A 19,794-nucleotide genomic window follows, 5' to 3' on the forward strand; every position below is an offset into this window, starting at 1 on the left:
TCCTTCTCGTCCCTACTCGACGCCGAGCTGCAGCAGATCGCTGTCCTGTCCACCGGGGTAGACCAGGACCTCCACACCCGGATGGTTCCGGGCGACATGGTCGGTGAGCATCAGTACGAGGTCGTCCGAGACCGGGGCTCCGCGCAGCAGGGTGACCAGTTCGCCACCCACCGCCAGCATCTGGTCCAGCAGCCGACGGCCGGCCTCCGCCTCGTCCGGGGCGATCACCACCACCTCACGACCGATCAGGCCCAGTCCGTCGCCCCGCTCGCAGGTCCCGACCAACGTCAGCGCGCGCTCCGGGGCGATCCGCAGCGAACCCCACCGGGTGTTGGCCGCCGCCTCCGACATCGTGAAGGCGTCGTCGACCAGGGCCCGCGCCGGGTCGTGCACGGCCAGCGCCGAGAGCCCCTGCACCATCGACGAACTCGGCAGCACCATCACCGAGTGGTCCTCGTCGCGGGCCGCCACGCTCACGGCCACCAGTTCCTGCGCGGACATCGCACCGTTCGGCAGCACCATCACCTCGCCGGCCGCGACCGCCCGGATCGCGGCGAGCAACTGCGCCGGAGTGACGGCCCCCCGGTACCGCAGCACCGCGGCACCCTCCCCCTCGAACAACTCCGCCGCCCCGTCGCCCGCGACCAACGCGAGGATGCCGCGGGCCGTCGCCGGCGGCGCCGACCGGTCCCGGCGCTGCGCGTCGAGGACGAAGCACGAGACCCGGATCCGGTGCGGCCGGCCGGCGGCGAGGCCGGCCTCGACGGCCGCGCCGGGATCGCTGCAGTGCACGTGCACCGAGTACGCCCCCGCGCCGTCGCCGACCATGGCCACCGAGTCCCCCAGCTCGTCGAGTCGGGTCCGCAGCTCGCCGACCCGCCGGTCGTCGCTGTCGGCGAGCAGGTACATCACCTCGTAGTCCTGGGCGCCTGTGTCCTCCGCACACCCGGGCGCCGGGACCACCGGACCCGAGGCGCCGGGCACCGGGGCGGCCGCCGCGGGCACCACCGCGGTCAGGTCGGCGCGCTCGGGGGTCTCGCCGGTGACCACCCCCACCAGGGCGTCGAGGATCACCACCAGTCCGAGGCCGCCGGCGTCGACCACCCCGGCGAGGCCGAGCGCGGAGAGCTGGGAGGGGGTCCGGGCGAGGGCCTCTACCGCGGCCTCCGCGGCGGCGCGCACCACCCCGGACAGCGTGGCCTCCGGCGGGCATGAGCTGGCCGCGGCCGCGCTGTGCCGCAGCACGGTGACGATCGTCCCCTCGACCGGCACGCTGACCGCCTCGGCGGCGAGCACCGCGGCCTCGTTGAGGGCCGCGCGGAGGGTGCCTGCGTCGAGCAGGTCGGTATCGGCGGCCTCGGCGATGCCGCGCAGCACCTGGGACAGGATCACGCCGGAATTTCCCCGGGCGCCTGCCACCGCGCCGCGGGCCAGTGCCGCCGAGACCTCCCGGACCGAGGCGTCCGCGGTCCCCAGTGCCTCCGCGGCCGCGGCCCGCATGGTGTGCAGCAGGTTCGTCCCGGTGTCGGCATCCGGGACGGGGAAGACGTTGAGCCGGTTGATCTCCTCGCAACGACGGCCGAGGCCGTCGACACAGGCGTGCGCCCAGCGGCCCAGGGCCGCGCCGTCCACGCTCTCCAGGGCCATGCGCACGTCGCTTCGTTTCCTCCGCCCGAGTGGGTATTCTCGACCTGGCAAGACTAGCGGTCGGGTCGGACAGTCGGCCTCGGAGCAACTCACGATCGAAGCCGGTTTGGTCAATCCAGTCGGTTCCGGCTAGTCTTTCGTGGTTGCCTCGCAAGGGCCACTTCGGTGTCCTGTGTTCGTAGGCAGGCTCAACCAAGCACCACCAGCTTCACCTGCACGACAATTTCAGTTTCCATTCACTTAATTCAAGGAGTTCGCGACTATGGCTGCCGTCTGCGACGTATGCGCCAAGGGGCCCGGCTTCGGTAAGTCGGTCTCGCACTCGCACCGGCGTACCAACCGTCGTTGGAACCCGAACATTCAGACTGTCCGGGCCCAGGTTGGAACCGGTAACCGTCAGAGGCTCAACGTGTGCACCTCCTGCCTCAAGGCCGGCAAGGTTGTCCGCGGCTGACGCTCTCAGCACCTAAACTGTGCCCCGGCACCACTTCAGTGGTGTCGGGGCACAGTTGTTTTCACGGGACAGTTGGCTGCTTTTGCGAGAAATTTGGCGCCGGATAGGGTAGGCCGGTGACTTCATGCGATGACCTCAGCCATGTCCGTCTCGAGGGCGAGGTGCTCCGGATCGCGATCTCGACCGCGAACAACGGCACCTCACTCGACTTCGACGGCGTCGCCCAGGGAACCGCGGCGCTGCGCGGCCTGATCGCCGGCACCGTCCCGGCTCGCAGCGTGCTGCTGGTCGGCGAGGGCCCCAACTTCTGCGCAGGCGGCAACGTCCGCGCCTTCGCCCAGGCCGAGAACCGCGGCGAGTACCTCCGCGAGATCGCCGTCTCCCTGCACGAGTTCGTCCGTGTCCTCGCCGCCACCGAGGTGCCCGTCGTCGCCGCCGTGCACGGCTGGGCCGCCGGCGCCGGGATGAGCCTGGTGTGCGCCTCGGACATCTCCATCGGCGGGCCGTCGACCAAGCTCCGCCCGGCGTACCCGTCGATCGGCTACACCCCCGACGGCGGCATGTCCTGGTCGCTGCCGCGGATCGTCGGCATCGCCAAGGCCCGCGAACTGCTGCTCACCGACGCCGTGATCGGCGGCGACGAGGCGGTCCGGCTCGGCGTCCTCAGCCGGCTGGTGGGCGACGACGAGATCCAGGACGAGGCGCTGCGGGTCGCGCGCACCCTGGCCGCGGGGCCGACCAGCTCCTACGCCGGCATCAAGAGGCTGCTCGCCCAGTCCGGTCAGGCCACGCTCTCGGAGCAGCTCGACGCGGAGACCGACTCGATTTCCGCCGCCGCCGAGACCCCCGCGGGCCGCGAGGGCGTCGACGCCTTCGTCGAGAAGCGCCGCGCGGACTTCGCCGGCCTCTAGTCCAGTCGCCAGTCGACCGGCTTCTCCCCGAGTTCGTCGAGGAGCCGGTTGACCCGGCTGAACGGTCGCGACCCGAAGAACCCGCGGCGGGCCGAGAGCGGCGACGGGTGCGCGGACTCGATCACCGGGGCGTCGCCGAGCATCGGCCTGAGCGTCCCCGCGTCACGGCCCCAGAGGACCGCCACCACCGGGCGCGGCGTGCCGTCCGGGCCGCGGCGCTCGACCAGCGCCCGGATCGCCTGTTCGGTGACCTGCTCCCAGCCCTTGCGCCGGTGCGAGGCGGCCTCCCCCGGCGCCACCGTGAGCACCCGGTTCAGCAGCAGCACGCCGCGATCGGCCCACGGGGTGAGGTCGCCCGACGCCGGCGTCGGGAAGCCCAGGTCCTCGGTGTACTCGGCGAAGATGTTGACGAGGCTGCGTGGCACCGGTCGCACGTCGGGCGCGACCGAGAAGCTCAGTCCCACCGCATGGCCGGGGGTGGGGTACGGATCCTGCCCGACGATCAGGACGCGCACGTCGTCGAAGGGCTGGCCGAAGGCACGCAGCACCTGCTCCTGCGCGGGCAGGTAGCCGCGGCCCTGCTCGGTCTCGGCGCGGAGGAACTCCCGCATCGCGGCCACCCGGTCGGCCACCGGCGCCAGCGCCCGCGCCCAACCCGGTTCGACGAGTTCGTCCAGCGACGCCGCGGCCATCAGTCCAGCCTGCGCAGCGACTCGCGGTAGTACGCGGAGTTCGCCGCGTACATCTTCACGTTCAGCTCCACGTGCCCGATCGGCACCTCGTGGCCCTCGCGGATCTTCGCGGGCACACCGAGCGCCATCCGTCGCTCCGGCAGCTCGAACCCGAACGGCACCACCGCACCGGCGCCGACGATCGACCCTGCACCGATCCGGGCGCCGTTGAGCACCACCGAGCCCGACGCGATCAGGCAGTCGTCTCCGATCACCGCGCCCTCGATGTGCGCGTTGTGGCCGACCACACAGCCGGCGCCGATCACCGTCGGGTCGACCATGGTGCAGTGGATGACGGTGCCGTCCTGGATGTTGGTGCCCGCGCCGACGCTGATGGTGCCGTAGTCACCCCGCAGGACGGCCTGCGGCCAGACCGAGGCGCCTGCGGCGAGGGTCACCGCGCCGATGACCACCGCGTCGGGGTGGACGTAGGCGTCGGGGTGGATGTCGGGCACGCGGTCGCCGAGGGCGTAGACGGTCATGGCTGCATGGTAGTCAGGAGAAGCTCTGCCAGCCGCCGTCGCCGGCCCAGCTGCAGCCGTCGACGCGCACCCCGGAACCCGCCCGCACCTCACCGATCCGCGCCCAGCCCGCCGGCAGCGCGGCGTCCGCCGGGAAGGTCGCGGCCAGCGCGTGGTCCTCTCCCCCGGTGAGCACCCAGTCGAGGGCGTCGGCCCCCAGCACGGCGGCGGCGGCCCGCAGCCGCGGGTCCGGATCGAGCAGGTCCGCGTGCAGCTCGACGGCGACACCCGAGGCGACACCCAGATGCCCGAGGTCGGCGACCAGCCCGTCGGAGACGTCGGTCATCGCGGTCGCGCCTGCCCGCGCGGCGGCCGGACCGCACCGGTACGGTGGCGTCGGAACCTGATGCGCAGCAACCAGTTCCGGAAACTCCGCCGACTCGGCACGCAGCGCGGCCAGGCCCGCTGCGGAGAAGCCGAGGCGGCCGGCGACGGCCACCTGGTCACCGACCTGCGCACCGGACCGGAGCACCGGTTCGTGGCCACCGAGGTCGCCGAGGACGGTGATCGATATCACCAACTGCTCGGACTGCACCATGTCACCGCCGATCACACCGGCCCCGAGTTCGCTTACCTCGGACCAGATCCCGTCGGTGAGTGCGTCGGTGACCGCGACCGGGGTGTCGGCGGGACAGCCGAGCGCCACCAGGAAGGAGGTGGGCCAGGCGCCCATGGACACGATGTCGGCGCCGTTCTGCGCCACCGCCTTCCGGCCGATCTGCTCCGGACTGGACCAGTCGAGCCGAAAATGTCTGCCCTGCACCAACATGTCGGTCGACGCCACCACCCTGCCGTCGGGGACGCGGACCACGGCGGCGTCGTCGCCGGGACCGAGCAGGGTCGAGCTGGGCTGCACGCGACCGGCCACCGCACGGTCGATCACCGCGAACTCACCGACTTCGGCGACCGTGCGTCCGGTGTCCGGATCCGTCGAGTTGATGGTGCACCTCCGTGAAATCGCGCTGCGGTACCTTGGAAAGGCGGCCGGGACTGCACCGGCCGCGGACTACGCGGGCGACGAGCCAAGGCGACTCTACCGAGGTCACCGAGGCGCTGCGACCCGCCGGACGACTGAGAGCGCAGGACGATGACCGAGCCCACCCAGCCCGAGACCAGCCGACCCGAGGACGAGGACCTCACGCCCCGCCGCAGCCCCGCACTGATCGCCGCCGCGGTGGCGCTGCCGGTCATGCTGGTCGTCGGCATCGTGGTCGCCGCGGTGGTCGCAGGCCGGAACCCCGTGCTGGAACCGGTCGCGCTGGGCACCGTCCCGGCCGCCGCGGCGGGGTCCCCCGAGTGCGCCGCATTGACCGGTTCGCTGCCCGAGCAGATCGGCGACTTCACCCGCGCGGAACTGGTCGACCCCGCACCCGAGGGCGCGGCGGCCTGGCAGTCGGTCGACGCCCAGGAGATCGTGCTGCGCTGCGGGGTGGACCGGCCGGCCGAGTTCAACGCCGCGAGCGCGCTGCAGGTGATCGACGGGGTGCAGTGGTTCGAGATCCCCGGCGACGAGGGCATCGACGCCAGCACCTGGTTCGCCGTCGACCGAGCGGTCTACGTGGCGCTGACCGTCCCGCACGGCCTGGGGCCGACGCCGCTGCAGGACGCGTCCACCGCCGTCGCCGCCGCGCTCGAGTCCCAGCCGATCGACCCCGCGGCGGTGCCGGCGCCCCCGGCACCGGCACCGGCACCGGCACCGGCACCCTAGGGTCCGCCTAGCGCAGCCCGGTGCCCCTGGCCAGCGCGGTCTCCACGAGCGCGGTCACCAGCGCCCGGTTGTCGATGCCGGCGGCGTCCCACATCCGCGGGTACATCGAGATCGAGGTGAATCCGGGCATCGTGTTGATCTCGTTGATCACCGGTCCGTCCGCGGTGACGAAGAAGTCGACTCGCGAGATTCCCTGGCAGTCCAGCGCGGCGAACGCGCGCACGGCGAGGGCGCGGATCTCCTCGCTCACCGCCTCGTCGATCCGGGCCGGCACGTCGAACTCGCAGATGTCGTCGAGGTACTTGGTGTCGAAGTCGTAGAAGGCGTCCTCCCCGGCGCCGGCCTCCGGCATCCGGATCTCCGCGACGACGCTGGAACGCACTGTGCCGTCCGGGAATTCGAGGACGCCGCACTCGACCTCACGACCTACGATGGCGGCCTCGACGATCACCTTGGGATCGTGGCTGCGCGCCTCCGCGATGGCCGCGTCCAGCCTCTCCCAGCTGGACACCCTGGAGATCCCGATCGAGGATCCGCCGCGGGCGGGCTTGACGAACACCGGCAGTCCGAGGTCCGCGCGGTCCGCCTCGGACAGGGTGGCGGTGCCCGGGCGCAGCACCACCTGGCGCCCGACGGGCAGCCCCTCCGCGGCGAGCAACTTCTTGGTGAACTCCTTGTCCATGCCGGCCGCACTGGCCAGCACGCCCGGTCCGACGTACGGCAACCCGGCCAGTTCGAGCAGGCCCTGGATCGTGCCGTCCTCGCCGTAGGCGCCGTGCAGGACCGGGAAGACCACGTCCACGGAGGCCAGGATCGCGCCTGCATCGGACCCGGCGAGCGAGAGCACCGCCCCGTCCCGGGTCGGGTCGGCCGTCAGGACCAACGGGGTACCCGAGTCGTCGACGGTCGGCATGGTGCGGCCGTCGATCGCCAACGTCGCGGCGTCGGCCGGTCCGAGCACCCACGCGCCGGACTCGGTGATGCCGACCGGGACCGCCTCGTAGCGCTCGGGGTCGAGGTTGCGAAGAACGCTACCAGCGGAAACACAGGAAACAGAGTGCTCACTGCTGCGGCCACCGAAGACCACAGCCACCCTCGTACGCGGATTGCTCACCCAGAGACAGTACCGGCCCGCTCATTCCGGCTTGATACGACGCCCCAGCAGCAATCCGACAGCATCCGGCACCGACATGCCCTCGTGACAGACCCGGTGCACGGCGTCGGTCAGCGGCATCTCCACCCCGTGCCGAAGCGCCAGCGCCCGGACCGAGGTGCAGGACTTGACCCCCTCGGCGACCTGCCCGTTGGTCGCGGCCTGCGCGCTGACCATGTCTCCGCCGGTGCCGAGGTGCTCACCGAACGTGCGGTTGCGCGAGAGGGGCGAGGAACAGGTCGCGACCAGGTCGCCGACACCGGCCAGCCCGGCCATCGTCGCGGGATTGGCGCCGAGCGCCACCCCGAGCCGGATCATCTCGGCCAGCCCGCGGGTGATGATGGAGGCATTGGTGTTCTCCCCCATGCCGAGTCCCGAGGCCATCCCGCAGGCCAGCGCGATGACGTTCTTGCAGGCCCCGCCGATCTCGCAGCCGATCACGTCCGAGTTGGTGTAGGGACGGAAATACCCTGTCGCACAGGCGCGTTGCAGTTCCACCGCACGGTCCGCGTCGGCACACGCGATGACCGTCGCGGACGGCTGACCGAGCGCGATCTCCCTGGCCAGGTTCGGCCCCGAGAGCACCGCCACCCGGGACTCGCTCGCGCCGGTGACGTCGCGGACGACCTCGCTCATCCGCATCAGGGTGCCGCTCTCGATGCCCTTGGCCAACGACAACAACGTCGCGCCTGCGCCGATCGAGGGCGCCCAGACCTCGAGGTTCTCGCGCAGCGACTGCGACGGGACCGCCAGCACCACCATCGAGGCCCCGTCCAGCGCCTCGCGGTAGTCGCTGGTCGCCCGGATCGCGGCCGGCAGCTCGATCCCGTCGAGGTAGAAGCGGTTGACGTGGTCCGTCGAGATCCCCTCGGCCACCTCCGCCCGGCGCGCCCACATCGTGACGTCGGTCCCCGCGTCGGCCAGCACCTTCGCAAACGCCGTCCCCCACGAACCCGCACCCAGTACCGCTGCCCTGCCCATGGATGTTCCTCCCGCCGATGCCGCCCACTCACACGCATTCTGTCAGTAACCGACCGGCGGGGTGCCACCCTCTGCGCGCCGCCGGCCGGTGCTGGCAGGATCGACGGCATGAACACCGCACACCGCACGCCGCCGCCACGCGCGCACGTGCTGATTGCGGTCAAGGAGCTGCGCCGGGCCAAGACCCGGTTGGCCGGACGGTTGGCGCCCGACGAGCGAACCGACCTGGTGCTGGCGATGCTGGCCGACACCCTCGCCGCCGCGCGCGCCGCCTCGTCCGTCGGCCGGATCACCGTGATCACCCCGGATCCCCGGGTGGTCGCGCTCGGGCGGGAGTACGGCGCCGACTGGCTGCCGGACCCCCGGACGCCCGTGGACGACCCGCTGAACACCGTGCTGCGCGCCGCCGCGGAGCACCCGGACTCCGCGGTCGACCACACCGCGCTGGTGGCGTTGCAGGGCGACCTGCCGTGCCTGCGCGGCGACGAGCTGGACTCGGCGCTGACCGCGGCGGCGTCGCACCCGCGGTCGATCGTGGTCGACCACCACGGCACCGGGACCGCCGCACTGATCGTCGCAGACCTCGCCGCCGGCCTCGACCCGCGATTCGGGCCGGACTCCGCGGCGCGCCACCTCGGTTCCGGCGCAACCGCATTGACCGGCCACTGGCCCGGACTGCGACTCGACGTGGACACCGCGGAGGACCTCGACGCGGCGGCCGCGCTCGGCCCCGGTTCCGCCACCGCACGTCAGCTCCGCCGAATCGACTGGAACCGTACCTCCGCGGCCACCCTGAAGTTCACCTGAGATCGGCGTTGCCGATTGTCGCGCACCCTCGACCTGGGGGATGATCGAGCGGTGACCAACGCCGAGAACGTACGACACGAGACCGGAACCACTCGCACCTCCGTAGCCGCCGAGCGCGAGCGGCTGGGCACGGTCACGAACCAGCTGCCGGTCATTCCCACCTCGCCGCCCGCCACCACCCCGCTTCCCGTCGACGGCGGGCACGACCCGCTGCCGGAGGACCGGTACCTCAACCGCGAACTGAGCTGGCTGGACTTCAACACCCGGGTGCTCACCCTGGCCCAGGACCCGTCGCTGCCGCTGCTCGAGCGGGCCAAGTTCCTGGCGATCTTCGCCTCCAACCTCGACGAGTTCTACATGGTGCGGGTCGCGGGGCTCAAGCGGCGTGACGAGACCGGACTGTCGGTCCGCTCGGCCGACGGCCTGACCCCCCGCGAGCAGCTCGCGCTGATCAACCGTCGCTCCCAGGAGATCGCCGAGAAGCACGCCCGGACCTTCCTCGACTGCCTGCTGCCCGCCCTCGCCGACGAGGGCATCTCGATCATCGGCTGGGCGGACCTGACCCCGGACGAGGAACGCCGGCTCTCGGACTACTTCCAGGAGCAGGTGTTCCCGGTGCTGACGCCGCTGGCGGTGGACCCGGCGCACCCGTTCCCCTACATCAGCGGGCTGAGCCTGAACCTCGCCGTGACCGTCAGGGACCGCTCCACCGGCGGCGAGCACTTCGCCAGGGTGAAGGTGCCGGACAACGTCGACCGCTTCGTGCGCGTCAACCGCCCGGACTCGCCGTCCGCCATCCCGGCGTTCCTGCCCACCGAGGCGCTCATCGCGGCACACCTGAACGTCCTGTTCCCCGGCATGGACATCGTCGAGCACCACGCCTTCCGGGTCACCCGCAACGCGGACTTCGAGGTCGAGGAGGACCGCGACGAGGACCTGCTGCAGGCGCTCGAGCGCGAACTCGCCCGGCGCCGGTTCGGCTCGCCGGTGCGACTCGAGGTCGCCGACGACATGACCGAGCACATGCTCGAACTGCTGCTGCGCGAACTCGACGTCGACCCGGGCGACGTCATCCAGCTGCCGGGGCTGCTCGACCTGTCGTGCCTGTGGCAGGTCTACGGGGTGGACATCCCGCGGCTGAAGGACGCACCGTTCGTGCCTGCCACCCATCCCGCGTTCGGCGAGCGCGAGACGCCCAAGAGCGTCTTCTCGACGCTGCGGGACGGCGACGTGCTGGTGCACCATCCCTACGACTCGTTCTCGACCAGCGTGCAGCGGTTCATCGAACAGGCCGCCGCCGACCCGCACGTGCTGGCGATCAAGCAGACCCTCTACCGCACCTCCGGTGACTCGCCGATCGTCAACGCGTTGATCGACGCGGCGGAGGCAGGCAAGCAGGTGGTCGCGCTGGTGGAGATCAAGGCCCGCTTCGACGAGCAGGCGAACATCAAGTGGGCCCGCAAGCTCGAACAGGCCGGCGTGCACGTGGTGTACGGGCTGGTCGGGCTCAAGACCCACTGCAAGACCTGCCTGGTGGTCCGCCGCGAGGGCTCGACGATCCGCCGCTACTGCCACATCGGCACCGGCAACTACAACCCGAAGACCGCCCGGATGTACGAGGACGTGGGCCTGTTCAGTGCCGCGCCGGAGATCGGCGCGGACCTGACGGACCTGTTCAACTCGCTGACCGGCTACTCGCGAAAGGCCAACTATCGCAACCTCCTCGTCGCGCCGTACGGGGTCCGCTCCGGCATCGTCGAGCGGATCAACGCGGAGGTCGCCCACAAGCTGGCCGGCCGCCCCGCCGGCGTGCGACTGAAGGCCAACGCCCTCGTCGACGAGCAGGTCATCGACGCGCTCTACCGCGCCTCGCAGGCCGGGGTGCCCGTCGAGGTGGTGGTGCGCGGAATCTGCGCGCTCCGGCCGGGAGTGCCCGGCATGAGTGAGAACATCGAGGTGCGGTCGATTCTCGGCCGATTCCTCGAACACTCACGGATCATGCACTTCGTCGGTGCCGACGAGTACTGGATCGGCAGCGCCGACATGATGCACCGCAACCTCGACCGCCGCGTCGAGGTGATGGCGCAGGTGAAGGAGCCGAAGCTGGCCACCCAGCTCAGCGAGATCTTCGACTCCGCCCTCGATCCGACGACGCGGTGCTGGGTCCTCGAGTCCGACGGTCACTGGGCGGCCTCCCCCGCACGCGGCGAGAAGGTCCGCGAACACCAGCAGGAGCTGATGCGCTCCCGCCGCGGCCGCGGCGCCTAGCCTTCTCCCACCGTGAGGAAAGGACGATCGTGAGCTCGGACCGACCGATCAAGGCCAACATCTTCGCCGCGGGCGCAGTGCTCTGGCGCAAGGCACCGTCCAACCCTTACGAGATCGAGATCGGGCTGATCCACCGACCCCGCTACGACGACTGGTCGTTCCCCAAGGGCAAGCTCGACCCCGGCGAGACACCGGTGGTCGCTGCGCTGCGCGAGGTGGAGGAGGAGACCGGCCACCGGGTCCAGCTCGGCAGGCACGTCACCCGCATCGCCTACGAGATCCCCGGCCACCGTCGGCGCAAACGGGTCGACTACTGGGCCGCCGAGGCCCGCGACGGCGAGTTCGTCCCGAACAACGAGGTGGACGAGCTGCGCTGGCTCCCCCCCGACGAGGTACCGGGAGCGCTGTCCTACTCCGTCGACCTCAAGGTGATGCGACGGTTCATGTCGGTGCCCGCCGACACCACCACCGTGTTGCTGGTCCGGCACGCGAAGGCCGGACGCCGGGCCCGCTTCACCGGCGAGGACACCGACCGGCCCCTGGACAAACACGGCCGCACCCAGGCCCTCGCACTGTCGAAGCTGCTCCAGGCGTTCGGGGCCACCGAGATTCACGCCGCCGACCGGGCCCGGTGCATCCAGACCATGGAACCGCTGGCAGCCGCGCTCGGCGTCGGCATCGACGTCGAGCCGGCGCTGTCCGAGGAGTCCTACACCGAGGATCCGGCCGCCGCCCGCTCGCTGGCCCGGAAGATCGCGGCCCGCGGCGGCGTCCAGGTGATCTGCAGCCAGGGCGGTGTCATTCCGGACCTGGTCACCTGGTGGGCCGAGCGGGACGGTCTGACCCTGCCGCCCGCCCGCAACCGCAAGGGCAGCACCTGGGTGCTCTCGCTGTCCGGTGGAAAACTCGTGGCCGCCAACCACATCGACAGCGCGCTGCCCGACCTCTGAACGCGGCACTGCGCTGAACGCGGCCCAGCGCCGAACGCAAGCAGGGCGGTGACGGGAATTCCCGTCACCGCCCTGTGCTGCTCGATGCATTGCCGCACGCAGCTGCGTGCGCAGTCGGTCTACCTGCGCGCGGCCTTCTTGGCCGGTGCCTTCTTCGCGGGCGCCTTCTTGGCCGGTGCCGCCTTCTTCGCGACCGTCTTCTTGGCCGGTGCCGCCTTCTTCGCGACGGTCTTCTTGGCCGGTGCCGCCTTCGCGGGCGTGGTCTTCTTGGCGACCGTCTTCTTGGCCGGTGCCGCCTTCTTGGCGACGGTCTTCTTGGCCGGTGCCGCCTTCTTGGCCGGTGCCGCCTTCGCGGGCGCGGTCTTCTTGGCGACCGTCTTCTTCGCCGGTGCCGCCTTCGCGGGCGCGGTCTTCTTGGCGACCGTCTTCTTGGCCGGTGCCGCCTTCTTCGCGACCGTCTTCTTGGCCGCCGCCGCCTTCTTCGCCGCCGCCTTCTTGGCCGGCGCCGCCACCGCGGAGCCACGCTTGACCGCAGGACCGCTGGCCGGCAGCTTCTGCTTGCCCGCGATCACTGCCTTGAACTGAGCACCCGGACGGAACGCCGGAACCGAGGTCGGCTTGACCTTGACGGTCTCGCCGGTGCGCGGGTTGCGGGCCACGCGGGCCGCGCGACGACGCTGCTCGAAGACACCGAATCCGGTGATGGTGACGTTCTCACCGGAGTGCACGGCGCGGACGATGATGTCCACGATGTGCTCGACTGCCTCTGTCGCGCTGCGCCTGTCCGAGTTGAGTCGCTCGGTCAGCTGATCAATGAGCTCTGCCTTGTTCATGGGTTTTCCTCCGCAGACCAAATGGCCCATTGTCGGACCGACTATCAATCACGGTAAACCCGAAAAGTGCAGGAGTCTATGTGCCACGCCAATTCTCATGCTGCTCTCAGCGGCGTGGCGCCCCTTCACGGTACCGGGTTCCGGTTGGTTTCCCGGGTCAGTTCGCCTCGTCGACGAGCGCCGGGAGAGTGACCGGTTTCCATGAAGGCCTTGCCTTTTCGAAGCTTGAAATCGCCTCTACCTGGCGCAACGTCAAACCGATGTCGTCGAGGCCCTCGAGCAGACGCCACCGCGTGTAGTCGTCAATCGTAAAGGGCACCACCAAGGTTCCAGCTGTGACGTTGCGCTCAGTGAGATCTACGACAAGTTCCAGACCCGGCTGCTCCTCGAGCGCCTTCCAGAGCAGTTCGACGTCGGACTGGTCCACCTGGGCGGCCAGCAGACCGGCCTTGCCTGCGTTGCCGCGGAAGATGTCCGCGAACCGGGAGGCGATGACCACCCGAAAACCGAAGTCCGAGAGCGCCCACACCGCGTGCTCGCGGGAGGAACCGGTGCCGAAGTCGGGTCCGGCCACCAGGACCGAGCCGCGATCGTACGGCGGGACGTTGAGAATGAACTCGGGGTCGGTGCGCCAGCCCGCGAACAGGCCGTCCTCGAAACCGGTACGGGTGACGCGCTTTAGGAAAACGGCCGGGATGATCTGGTCGGTGTCGACATTGGACCGTCGCAGGGGGACGCCGATGCCGGTGTGAGTCGTGAAGGCTTCCATCGAAATATCTCCTACTCGTACGAAGTGGTCGTCAGTCCAGGTCGGCCGGCGCGGACAGCGTGCCGCGCACCGCCGTCGCGGCCGCCACCAGCGGTGAGACCAGGTGAGTGCGTCCGCCCTTGCCCTGGCGACCCTCGAAATTGCGGTTGGAGGTCGACGCCGAACGCTCCCCCGAGGCCAACTGGTCGGGGTTCATGCCCAGGCACATCGAGCAACCGGCCTGGCGCCACTCGGCGCCCGCGGCGGTGAAAATCTCACCCAGACCCTCCTTCTCGGCCTCGACACGGACCCGCATCGAGCCCGGGACGATGAGCATCCGCACACCGGCAGCCACCTTGCGACCCTCCAGCACGCCCGCCACCTCACGCAGGTCCTCGATCCGACCATTGGTGCAGGATCCGACGAACACGGTGTCCACGGCGACCTCACGCAGCGGCGTGCCCGCCTCCAGACCCATGTACGTCAGCGCCTTCTCGGCCGCCGCCCGCTCGCTCTCGTCGACGATGTCGGCCGGGTTCGGCACCTTCTCGCCCAGCGGGGCACCCTGTCCCGGGTTGGTGCCCCAGGTGACGAACGGGGTCAACGTGCTCGCGTCGATGCGCACCTCGTTGTCGAACACCGCGTCGTCGTCGGTCTTCAACTGCGACCAGGCCGCCACGGCCGCATCCCAGTCCGCACCCTGCGGGGCGTGCGGGCGGCCCTTGATGAACTCGTAGGTCGTCTCGTCGGGCGCGATCATGCCTGCCCGTGCGCCCGCCTCGATGGACATGTTGCAGATGGTCATTCGCGATTCCATCGACAACTTCCGGATCGCCTCGCCGCGGTACTCGAGCACGTAGCCCTGGCCGCCGCCGGTGCCGATCTTCGCAATCACCGCGAGGATCAGGTCCTTGCTCGTGACTCCCGGCTGCAGTTCGCCGTCGACGGTGACGGCCATCGTCCGGAAGGGGCGCAGCGACAGCGTCTGGGTCGCCATCACGTGCTCGACCTCGCTGGTGCCGATGCCCATGGCGAGCGCGCCGAAGGCCCCGTGGGTGGAGGTGTGGCTGTCGCCGCACACCACCGTCATGCCGGGCTGGGTCAGACCGAGCTGGGGTCCGACCACGTGCACGATGCCCTGGTCGAGGTCGCCCATAGAGTGCAGGCGGACGCCGAACTCCGCGCAGTTGCGACGAAGCGTGTCGACCTGCGTCTTGGACACCGGATCGGCGATCGGCTTGTCGATGTCGACGGTCGGGACGTTGTGGTCCTCGGTCGCGATGGTGAGGTCGGGACGGCGAAGCGGACGGCCGGCCAGTCGGAGCCCGTCGAATGCCTGCGGACTGGTCACCTCGTGCACCAGATGCAGGTCGATGTAGATCAGGTCAGGGTTACGCGAGGCGCCCTCGCCCTCGCCCTGGACGACGACGTGGTCGTCCCACACCTTCTCTGCCAGCGTGCGCCCTCTGCTCGCCATGCTCTCCACCTCATTCTCTCGATCCGCGGGTCCGAACCGTTCCAGATTTCCATCTCAGCATACGAGACGATAGTATCGGCCTATGAGAAAGCATAGCGGTTCTCCCGCCTCCAGCGGGATCGGGGTCCTCGACAAGGCGATGGCGGTCTTGTATGCGGTCGCGGAACAGCCGTGCAATCTCGGCGAGCTGTGCGCCCGCACCGGACTGCCCCGCGCCACGGCCCACCGGCTCGCGGTCGGACTCGAGGTGCACCGACTGCTGGCACGGGACGGCGACGGACTCTGGCGACCGGGCCCCGGCCTGGCCGAACTGGCCCCGACCGCCCACGACAGCCTGCTCGAGGCCGCGGCGATGGTGCTGCCCCGACTGCGCGAGATCACCGGCGAGAGCGTCCAGCTGTACCGCCGCGAGGGACTGCAGCGGGTCTGCATCGCCTCGATGGAGCCGCCGACCGGACTCCGCGACACGGTGCTGGTCGGCGCCCGGCTGCCGATGACGGCCGGCTCCGGAGCCAAGGTGCTGCTCGCGTGGGCCGAGCCGCAGGTGCAGCGGACGGTCCTCGCCGACGCCCTGTTCAGCGAGCGGGTCCTCGCCGAGGTCCGCAAGCGCGGCTGGGCGCAGAGCGCCGCCGAACGCGAGTCCGGGGTCGCGAGCGTGGCCGCGCCGGTGCGTGACCGTGCGGGCGTCGTGATCGCCGCGATCTCCGTCTCCGGCCCCATCGACCGGATGGGTCGCCGGCCGGGCGCCCGCTGGGCCGCCGACCTCCTGGCCGCGGCCGAGGCACTGCACAAGCGGCTCTGACGCGCCGGGGCCGTCCGGATCGACAGCGGAGGCCGGGCGGCCCGTGGGACAGTGCTTGCGACCAACAGATTCCAATCCCTTGGAGGATTTCGCAGTGGGCACCAACCAACGATCTCAGATCACGATGACCGAGTCCGAGATCACGCAGTTCGTCGAGCGAAGCCGGGTTGCCACCATGGCCACCGTCGGCGCCAAGGGCGCCCCGCACCTGATTGCCATGTGGTACGCGGTGATCGACGGCGAGCTGTGGTTCGAGACGAAGCTCAAGTCGCAGAAGGCCGTCAACCTCCGCCGGGACAACCGGATCACCGTGATGATCGAGGACGGCAACACCTACGACACCCTGCGCGGCGTCTCCTTCGAGGGCACCGCCGAGATCATCGAGGACGCGGATGCCCTCTGGCAGGTGGGCGTGGGCATCTGGGAGCGCTACACCGGCCCGTACACCGCGGACGTCGACCCGGCCATCCAGATGATGCTGCACAAGCGGGTGGCGGTGCGGGTCAAGCCCGAGCGGGTGCGGTCCTGGGACCATCGCAAGCTCGGTCTGCCCGAGCTGCCCGTCGGCGGCTCCACCGCGCAGTACCTCTAGCACCTCGGCACCCATGGAAATCCGCGCGACGTGGCGCGCGCACCGCGGTACGGTCACGGTGCGACCCGACAACAGGAGGAACGCACCGTGACCGAATCCGAGAACGACAAGATCAAGCAGCAGTTCCGCGAGGCACTGGACCGCAAGAACGAGAAGAACGCGGGCCCCGGGTCCGCCACTGCCGGCGACTCGAAGATCCACCACACGCACGGATCCGCCGACCACAAGCGCGAGTTCCGCCGCAAGAGCGGATAGGAAGCACCAGGACCCGAGAACGAGAAAGACCCTCCGGCCACGAGCCGGAGGGTCTTTCTCACTTCTGTAGCCCCGACGGGATTCGAACCCGCGCTACCGCCTTGAGAGGGCGGCGTCCTAGGCCGCTAGACGACGGGGCCAGGAACTTCTGCTGTGTGCGCTCAATCATTCTTGTCAAAAGAAAACCCCCCGATCGATGACCGGAGGGTGATTCTCTTGGTAGCCCCGACGGGATTCGAACCCGCGCTACCGCCTTGAGAGGGCGGCGTCCTAGGCCGCTAGACGACGGGGCCAGAACATTTCAAGATGCACACTTCATGCTGTGCCACCACCTGCTCGCGACACGTTGGAACGCTTCCGAATTCATTGGAAGCTCGGCTAGCTTAGCTGGCCGGAGTTCAGAGTCAAAATCACTCGAACTCTCCGCTGGGGTACCAGGACTCGAACCTAGAATGGCGGTACCAGAAACCGCTGTGTTGCCAATTACACCATACCCCAAAGCGTTCCCGGGCTCGTCCGCGCCTCTCGGCTTGGCCGCTCCCTTCGAACGAGGAGAACACTATCAAAGCCCCCCTACGTTTCTCCAAATCGGCTGGTCAGGGGGCTAAATTTGCCCCCTGACCGCCGAAGTGGGGCTATCCGTCGAGCTGCGCGCGGGCCGCCCGCAGCCGGCCGAGGGTCTTCTCCCGGCCGAGCAGTTCCATCGACTCGTACAGGGGCGGGCTGATGTGCGAACCCGACACCGCGACGCGCACGGGGGCGAATGCCTTACGCGGCTTGAGTTCCAGGCGCTCGATCAGCGCGGCCTTGAGGGACTCCTCCAGGTCCGCGGTCGCCCACGTCTCCAACGCGTCGAGCGCATCGATGGTGGCGTCCAGCACGGGCGCGGAATCGGCGCCCAGGTTCTTCGCGGCGGCGGCCGGGTCGATCGCGAAGTCGGCCTCGTCGACGAACAGGAACTTGAGCAGGTCCCACGCGTCCGAGAGCACCACGATGCGGGTCTGCACGAGGTCCGCTGCGACGTCGAACGCCTGTGGGTCCACGGCGTCCACCGGGTGGCCCTGGGCGGCCAGGAACGCCCGCAGGCGCCCGGCGAAGTCCTCCGGGGTCAGCAACCGGATCTGCTCCGCGTTGATGGCGTCGGCCTTCTTCTGGTCGAAGCGGGCCGGGTTGGAGTTCACCTTCGAGATGTCGAACGCCTCGACCATCTCGGCGATGCTGAACACGTCGTGGTCGTCGGCGATGCTCCAGCCCAGCAGCGCCAGGTAGTTCAGCAGCCCCTCGGGGATGAAGCCGCGGTCGCGGTGGATGAACAGGTTCGACTCGGGGTCGCGCTTGGAGAGCTTCTTGTTGCCCTGTCCCATCACGAACGGCAGGTGACCGAACTCGGGCGTGAACGAGGCCACGCCGATGCGCTGCATCGCCTCGTAGAGGGCCAGCTGACGGGGCGTGGAGGAGAGCAGGTCCTCGCCGCGCAGCACGTGCGTGATGTTCATCAGCGCGTCGTCGACCGGGTTGACCAGGGTGTACAGCGGGACGCCGTTGCCACGGGTGAGGGCGAAGTCCGGCACCGTGCCCGCCTTGAAGGTGGTCTCGCCGCGGACCAGGTCGTGCCAGGTCAGGTCGTGGTCGGGCATCCGCAGCCGCACGACGGGCTTGCGACCCTCGTCGAGGAACGCCTGACGCTGCTCGGCGGTGAGCTCGCGGTCGTAGTTGTCGTAGCCGAGCTTCGGGTCGCGGCCGGCGGCCTTGTGCCGGGCCTCGACCTCCTCGGGCGTCGAGAAGGACTCGTAGGCCTCGCCCGCGGCGAGCAGCTTCGCGACCACCTCGAGGTGCAGGTCACGACGCAGCGACTGGCGGTAGGGCTCGTGCGGCCCGCCGACCTCCGGGCCCTCGTCCCAGGTCAGCCCCAGCCAGCGGAGCGCGTCGAGGATCGCCTGGTACGACTCCTCCGAGTCGCGGGCCGCATCGGTGTCCTCGATCCGGAAGACGAACTTGCCGCCGTGATGCCGCGCGAACGCCCAGTTGAACAGGGCCGTGCGGATCAACCCGACATGCGGGGTTCCGGTGGGAGACGGGCAGAATCGGACGCGCACTTCGCTGGAGGTCATGGCTCACTTGGGTCGGAGAAGGGATGTCGGTCCCCTACAGGCTAGTCTTCTCCGCCCACCGCGCTCAGCCCTTGGCCGCCACGGGGTTGGTCAGGGTGCCGATCCCCTCGATCGTCACACTGACGGTGTCGCCGGCCACGATCGGCCCGACACCCTCGGGGGTGCCGGTGAGGATGACGTCGCCGGGCAGCAGGGTCATCACCGCGGTGACCCACTCGATGATCTTCGGAATGTCGTGCAGCAGCAGCGAAGTGCGGCTGCGCTGCTTGACCTCGCCGCCGACCTCGGTCTTGATCTCCACGTCGGAGGCGTCGAGCGAGGTCTCGATCCAGGGGCCGAGCGGGCAGAAGGTGTCGTACCCCTTCGCCCGGGTCCACTGACCGTCGTGGCGCTGGTGGTCACGCGCCGAGACGTCGTTGGCGACGGTGTAGCCGAGCACCACGTCGAGCGCCTTGGCGGCGGGGACGTCCTTGCAGGGACGGCCGATGACGATCGCCAGCTCACCCTCGTAGTGCACCTCGTTGGAGCTGGGCGGCAGCATGATCGGCGCGCCCGGGCCGACGATGGACGTGTTGGGCTTGAGGAAGATCACCGGATCCGCCGGGGCCTCGCCGCCCATCTCGGCCGCGTGCGCCGCGTAGTTCTTGCCGACGCAGATCACCTTGCTGGCCAGGATCGGGGCCAGCAGGCGGACGTCGGCCAGCGGCCAGCTCCGTCCGGTGAAGGTGGGATTCCCGAAGGGATGCTCGGCAATCTCCTTCGCCGTCTGCGCATCACCCTCTCCCTCGATGGACACAAAGGCGACCCCGTCGGGGCTGGCAACTCGACCTAGACGCATGACGACG

Annotated in this window: 20 protein-coding genes and 3 tRNA genes; 9 read left to right on the forward strand and 14 right to left on the reverse strand. The window is 70.0% G+C overall.

The window, feature by feature from the left end; translation table 11 throughout:
* Window positions 1–12: 12 nt before the first annotated feature.
* Entirely contained in the window at window positions 13–1,647 is a 1,635-nt protein-coding gene (locus ACFO6S_RS01130; protein WP_378414041.1) for a DAK2 domain-containing protein, read from the reverse strand.
* Window positions 1,648–1,909: 262 nt separating this feature from the next.
* Between ACFO6S_RS01130 and rpmB the strand changes: the two genes are divergently transcribed.
* Both rpmB and ACFO6S_RS01140 read left to right on the forward strand, forming a co-directional pair.
* Window positions 1,910–2,101, forward strand: a complete 192-nt coding sequence (gene rpmB, locus ACFO6S_RS01135; protein ID WP_072845156.1) for a 50S ribosomal protein L28 — start codon at window positions 1,910–1,912, stop codon at window positions 2,099–2,101.
* Between the two features lie 116 nt (window positions 2,102–2,217).
* A complete protein-coding gene (locus ACFO6S_RS01140) occupies window positions 2,218–3,012 on the forward strand; it encodes an enoyl-CoA hydratase-related protein (RefSeq protein WP_378413340.1) in 795 nt (264 codons plus the stop codon).
* Here ACFO6S_RS01140 and ACFO6S_RS01145 read toward each other — a convergent pair.
* Genes ACFO6S_RS01145 through ACFO6S_RS01155 form a run of 3 tightly spaced genes read right to left on the reverse strand, consistent with a single transcriptional unit; the run spans window position 3,009 to window position 5,147 of the window.
* Window positions 3,009–3,704 (reverse strand): uracil-DNA glycosylase, encoded by a 696-nt coding sequence (locus tag ACFO6S_RS01145; RefSeq protein ID WP_378413342.1) that lies wholly within the window; start codon window positions 3,702–3,704, stop codon window positions 3,009–3,011. The two genes, ACFO6S_RS01140 and ACFO6S_RS01145, sit on opposite strands and share 4 nt — an antisense overlap.
* Window positions 3,704–4,225: a gamma carbonic anhydrase family protein gene (locus ACFO6S_RS01150; RefSeq protein ID WP_378413344.1), complete on the reverse strand. Its 522-nt coding sequence runs from the start codon at window positions 4,223–4,225 to the stop codon at window positions 3,704–3,706. The genes ACFO6S_RS01145 and ACFO6S_RS01150 overlap by 1 nt, the downstream gene beginning before the upstream one ends.
* A 13-nt stretch (window positions 4,226–4,238) precedes the next feature.
* Complete coding sequence (locus ACFO6S_RS01155) at window positions 4,239–5,147, reverse strand: thiamine-phosphate kinase (RefSeq protein ID WP_378413345.1); 909 nt, start codon at window positions 5,145–5,147, stop codon at window positions 4,239–4,241.
* A gap of 204 nt (window positions 5,148–5,351) precedes the next feature.
* Here ACFO6S_RS01155 and ACFO6S_RS01160 point away from each other — a divergent pair, with 204 nt between their 5' ends.
* Window positions 5,352–5,972 (forward strand): DUF3515 domain-containing protein, encoded by a 621-nt coding sequence (locus ACFO6S_RS01160; RefSeq protein ID WP_378413347.1) that lies wholly within the window; start codon window positions 5,352–5,354, stop codon window positions 5,970–5,972.
* A 7-nt stretch (window positions 5,973–5,979) separates the two neighbouring features.
* On the opposite strand, the gene ACFO6S_RS01165 is transcribed toward ACFO6S_RS01160, so the two are convergent.
* The gene (locus ACFO6S_RS01165) at window positions 5,980–7,086 is read right to left on the reverse strand and encodes a D-alanine--D-alanine ligase family protein (RefSeq protein WP_378413349.1); all 1,107 of its coding nucleotides are present in this window, start codon (window positions 7,084–7,086) and stop codon (window positions 5,980–5,982) included.
* Window positions 7,087–7,107: 21 nt separating this feature from the next.
* A complete protein-coding gene (locus ACFO6S_RS01170; protein WP_378413351.1) occupies window positions 7,108–8,106 on the reverse strand; it encodes an NAD(P)H-dependent glycerol-3-phosphate dehydrogenase in 999 nt (332 codons plus the stop codon).
* A gap of 108 nt (window positions 8,107–8,214) precedes the next feature.
* Between ACFO6S_RS01170 and cofC the strand changes: the two genes are divergently transcribed.
* The 3 genes from cofC (at window position 8,215) to ACFO6S_RS01185 (ending at window position 12,131) form a co-directional block, all read left to right on the forward strand.
* On the forward strand, window positions 8,215–8,913 hold the full coding sequence (cofC, locus tag ACFO6S_RS01175; protein ID WP_378413352.1) for a 2-phospho-L-lactate guanylyltransferase: 699 nt from the start codon (window positions 8,215–8,217) through the stop codon (window positions 8,911–8,913).
* Window positions 8,914–9,036: 123 nt separating this feature from the next.
* Window positions 9,037–11,181 carry an RNA degradosome polyphosphate kinase gene (locus ACFO6S_RS01180; protein WP_378414043.1) on the forward strand — a complete coding sequence of 715 codons (2,145 nt, stop codon included), beginning with the start codon at window positions 9,037–9,039 and terminating at the stop codon, window positions 11,179–11,181.
* A gap of 29 nt (window positions 11,182–11,210) precedes the next feature.
* The gene (locus tag ACFO6S_RS01185; RefSeq protein ID WP_378413354.1) at window positions 11,211–12,131 is read left to right on the forward strand and encodes an NUDIX hydrolase; all 921 of its coding nucleotides are present in this window, start codon (window positions 11,211–11,213) and stop codon (window positions 12,129–12,131) included.
* Window positions 12,132–12,250: 119 nt separating this feature from the next.
* Here ACFO6S_RS01185 and ACFO6S_RS01190 read toward each other — a convergent pair whose 3' ends face one another.
* The 3 genes from ACFO6S_RS01190 to leuC form a co-directional block, all read right to left on the reverse strand.
* Window positions 12,251–12,964: an HU family DNA-binding protein gene (locus tag ACFO6S_RS01190; RefSeq protein ID WP_378413355.1), complete on the reverse strand. Its 714-nt coding sequence runs from the start codon at window positions 12,962–12,964 to the stop codon at window positions 12,251–12,253.
* A 157-nt stretch (window positions 12,965–13,121) separates the two neighbouring features.
* Window positions 13,122–13,733, reverse strand: a complete 612-nt coding sequence (gene leuD / locus ACFO6S_RS01195; protein WP_378413357.1) for a 3-isopropylmalate dehydratase small subunit — start codon at window positions 13,731–13,733, stop codon at window positions 13,122–13,124.
* Window positions 13,734–13,764: 31 nt separating this feature from the next.
* Window positions 13,765–15,198 (reverse strand): 3-isopropylmalate dehydratase large subunit, encoded by a 1,434-nt coding sequence (leuC, locus tag ACFO6S_RS01200; protein WP_378413359.1) that lies wholly within the window; start codon window positions 15,196–15,198, stop codon window positions 13,765–13,767.
* A gap of 73 nt (window positions 15,199–15,271) precedes the next feature.
* On the opposite strand from leuC, the gene ACFO6S_RS01205 reads away from it, so the two are divergent.
* From ACFO6S_RS01205 to ACFO6S_RS01215, 3 genes are all read left to right on the forward strand, one after another.
* A complete protein-coding gene (locus ACFO6S_RS01205; protein WP_378413360.1) occupies window positions 15,272–15,991 on the forward strand; it encodes an IclR family transcriptional regulator in 720 nt (239 codons plus the stop codon).
* 94 nt (window positions 15,992–16,085) lie between these two features.
* The gene (locus tag ACFO6S_RS01210; protein ID WP_378413361.1) at window positions 16,086–16,583 is read left to right on the forward strand and encodes a pyridoxamine 5'-phosphate oxidase family protein; all 498 of its coding nucleotides are present in this window, start codon (window positions 16,086–16,088) and stop codon (window positions 16,581–16,583) included.
* An 87-nt stretch (window positions 16,584–16,670) separates the two neighbouring features.
* Window positions 16,671–16,838 carry a DUF5302 domain-containing protein gene (locus ACFO6S_RS01215; RefSeq protein WP_378413363.1) on the forward strand — a complete coding sequence of 56 codons (168 nt, stop codon included), beginning with the start codon at window positions 16,671–16,673 and terminating at the stop codon, window positions 16,836–16,838.
* 67 nt (window positions 16,839–16,905) lie between these two features.
* Here ACFO6S_RS01215 and ACFO6S_RS01220 read toward each other — a convergent pair.
* From ACFO6S_RS01220 to ACFO6S_RS01240, 5 genes are all read right to left on the reverse strand, one after another.
* Window positions 16,906–16,978 (reverse strand) — tRNA-Glu (locus tag ACFO6S_RS01220).
* A 77-nt stretch (window positions 16,979–17,055) separates the two neighbouring features.
* Window positions 17,056–17,131: transfer RNA gene (locus ACFO6S_RS01225), tRNA-Glu, on the reverse strand.
* A 133-nt stretch (window positions 17,132–17,264) separates the two neighbouring features.
* Window positions 17,265–17,336, reverse strand: a tRNA-Gln gene (locus tag ACFO6S_RS01230).
* A 137-nt stretch (window positions 17,337–17,473) separates the two neighbouring features.
* Window positions 17,474–18,949: a glutamate--tRNA ligase gene (gene gltX, locus ACFO6S_RS01235; RefSeq protein WP_378413364.1), complete on the reverse strand. Its 1,476-nt coding sequence runs from the start codon at window positions 18,947–18,949 to the stop codon at window positions 17,474–17,476.
* A gap of 64 nt (window positions 18,950–19,013) precedes the next feature.
* Complete coding sequence (locus ACFO6S_RS01240) at window positions 19,014–19,787, reverse strand: fumarylacetoacetate hydrolase family protein (protein WP_378413366.1); 774 nt, start codon at window positions 19,785–19,787, stop codon at window positions 19,014–19,016.
* Window positions 19,788–19,794 lie beyond the last annotated feature (7 nt).

The sequence above is a fragment of the Rhodococcus kronopolitis genome (genome assembly GCF_042654025.1).
GTDB lineage: Bacteria > Actinomycetota > Actinomycetes > Mycobacteriales > Mycobacteriaceae > Rhodococcus_G > Rhodococcus_G kronopolitis.

Bases quoted from the DNA above. Each gene is read 5' to 3' on its own strand.
- ACFO6S_RS01130 (WP_378414041.1), bottom strand. From the start codon at position 1,647: ATGGCCCTGGAGAGCGTGGACGGCGCGGCCCTGGGCCGCTGGGCGCAC.
- rpmB (WP_072845156.1), top strand. From the start codon at position 1,910: ATGGCTGCCGTCTGCGACGTATGCGCCAAGGGGCCCGGCTTCGGTAAG.
- ACFO6S_RS01145 (WP_378413342.1), bottom strand. From the start codon at position 3,704: ATGGCCGCGGCGTCGCTGGACGAACTCGTCGAACCGGGTTGGGCGCGG.
- ACFO6S_RS01150 (WP_378413344.1), bottom strand. From the start codon at position 4,225: ATGACCGTCTACGCCCTCGGCGACCGCGTGCCCGACATCCACCCCGAC.
- ACFO6S_RS01160 (WP_378413347.1), top strand. From the start codon at position 5,352: ATGACCGAGCCCACCCAGCCCGAGACCAGCCGACCCGAGGACGAGGAC.
- ACFO6S_RS01170 (WP_378413351.1), bottom strand. From the start codon at position 8,106: ATGGGCAGGGCAGCGGTACTGGGTGCGGGTTCGTGGGGGACGGCGTTT.
- cofC (WP_378413352.1), top strand. From the start codon at position 8,215: ATGAACACCGCACACCGCACGCCGCCGCCACGCGCGCACGTGCTGATT.
- ACFO6S_RS01190 (WP_378413355.1), bottom strand. From the start codon at position 12,964: ATGAACAAGGCAGAGCTCATTGATCAGCTGACCGAGCGACTCAACTCG.
- leuD (WP_378413357.1), bottom strand. From the start codon at position 13,733: ATGGAAGCCTTCACGACTCACACCGGCATCGGCGTCCCCCTGCGACGG.
- ACFO6S_RS01205 (WP_378413360.1), top strand. From the start codon at position 15,272: ATGAGAAAGCATAGCGGTTCTCCCGCCTCCAGCGGGATCGGGGTCCTC.
- gltX (WP_378413364.1), bottom strand. From the start codon at position 18,949: ATGACCTCCAGCGAAGTGCGCGTCCGATTCTGCCCGTCTCCCACCGGA.
- ACFO6S_RS01240 (WP_378413366.1), bottom strand. From the start codon at position 19,787: ATGCGTCTAGGTCGAGTTGCCAGCCCCGACGGGGTCGCCTTTGTGTCC.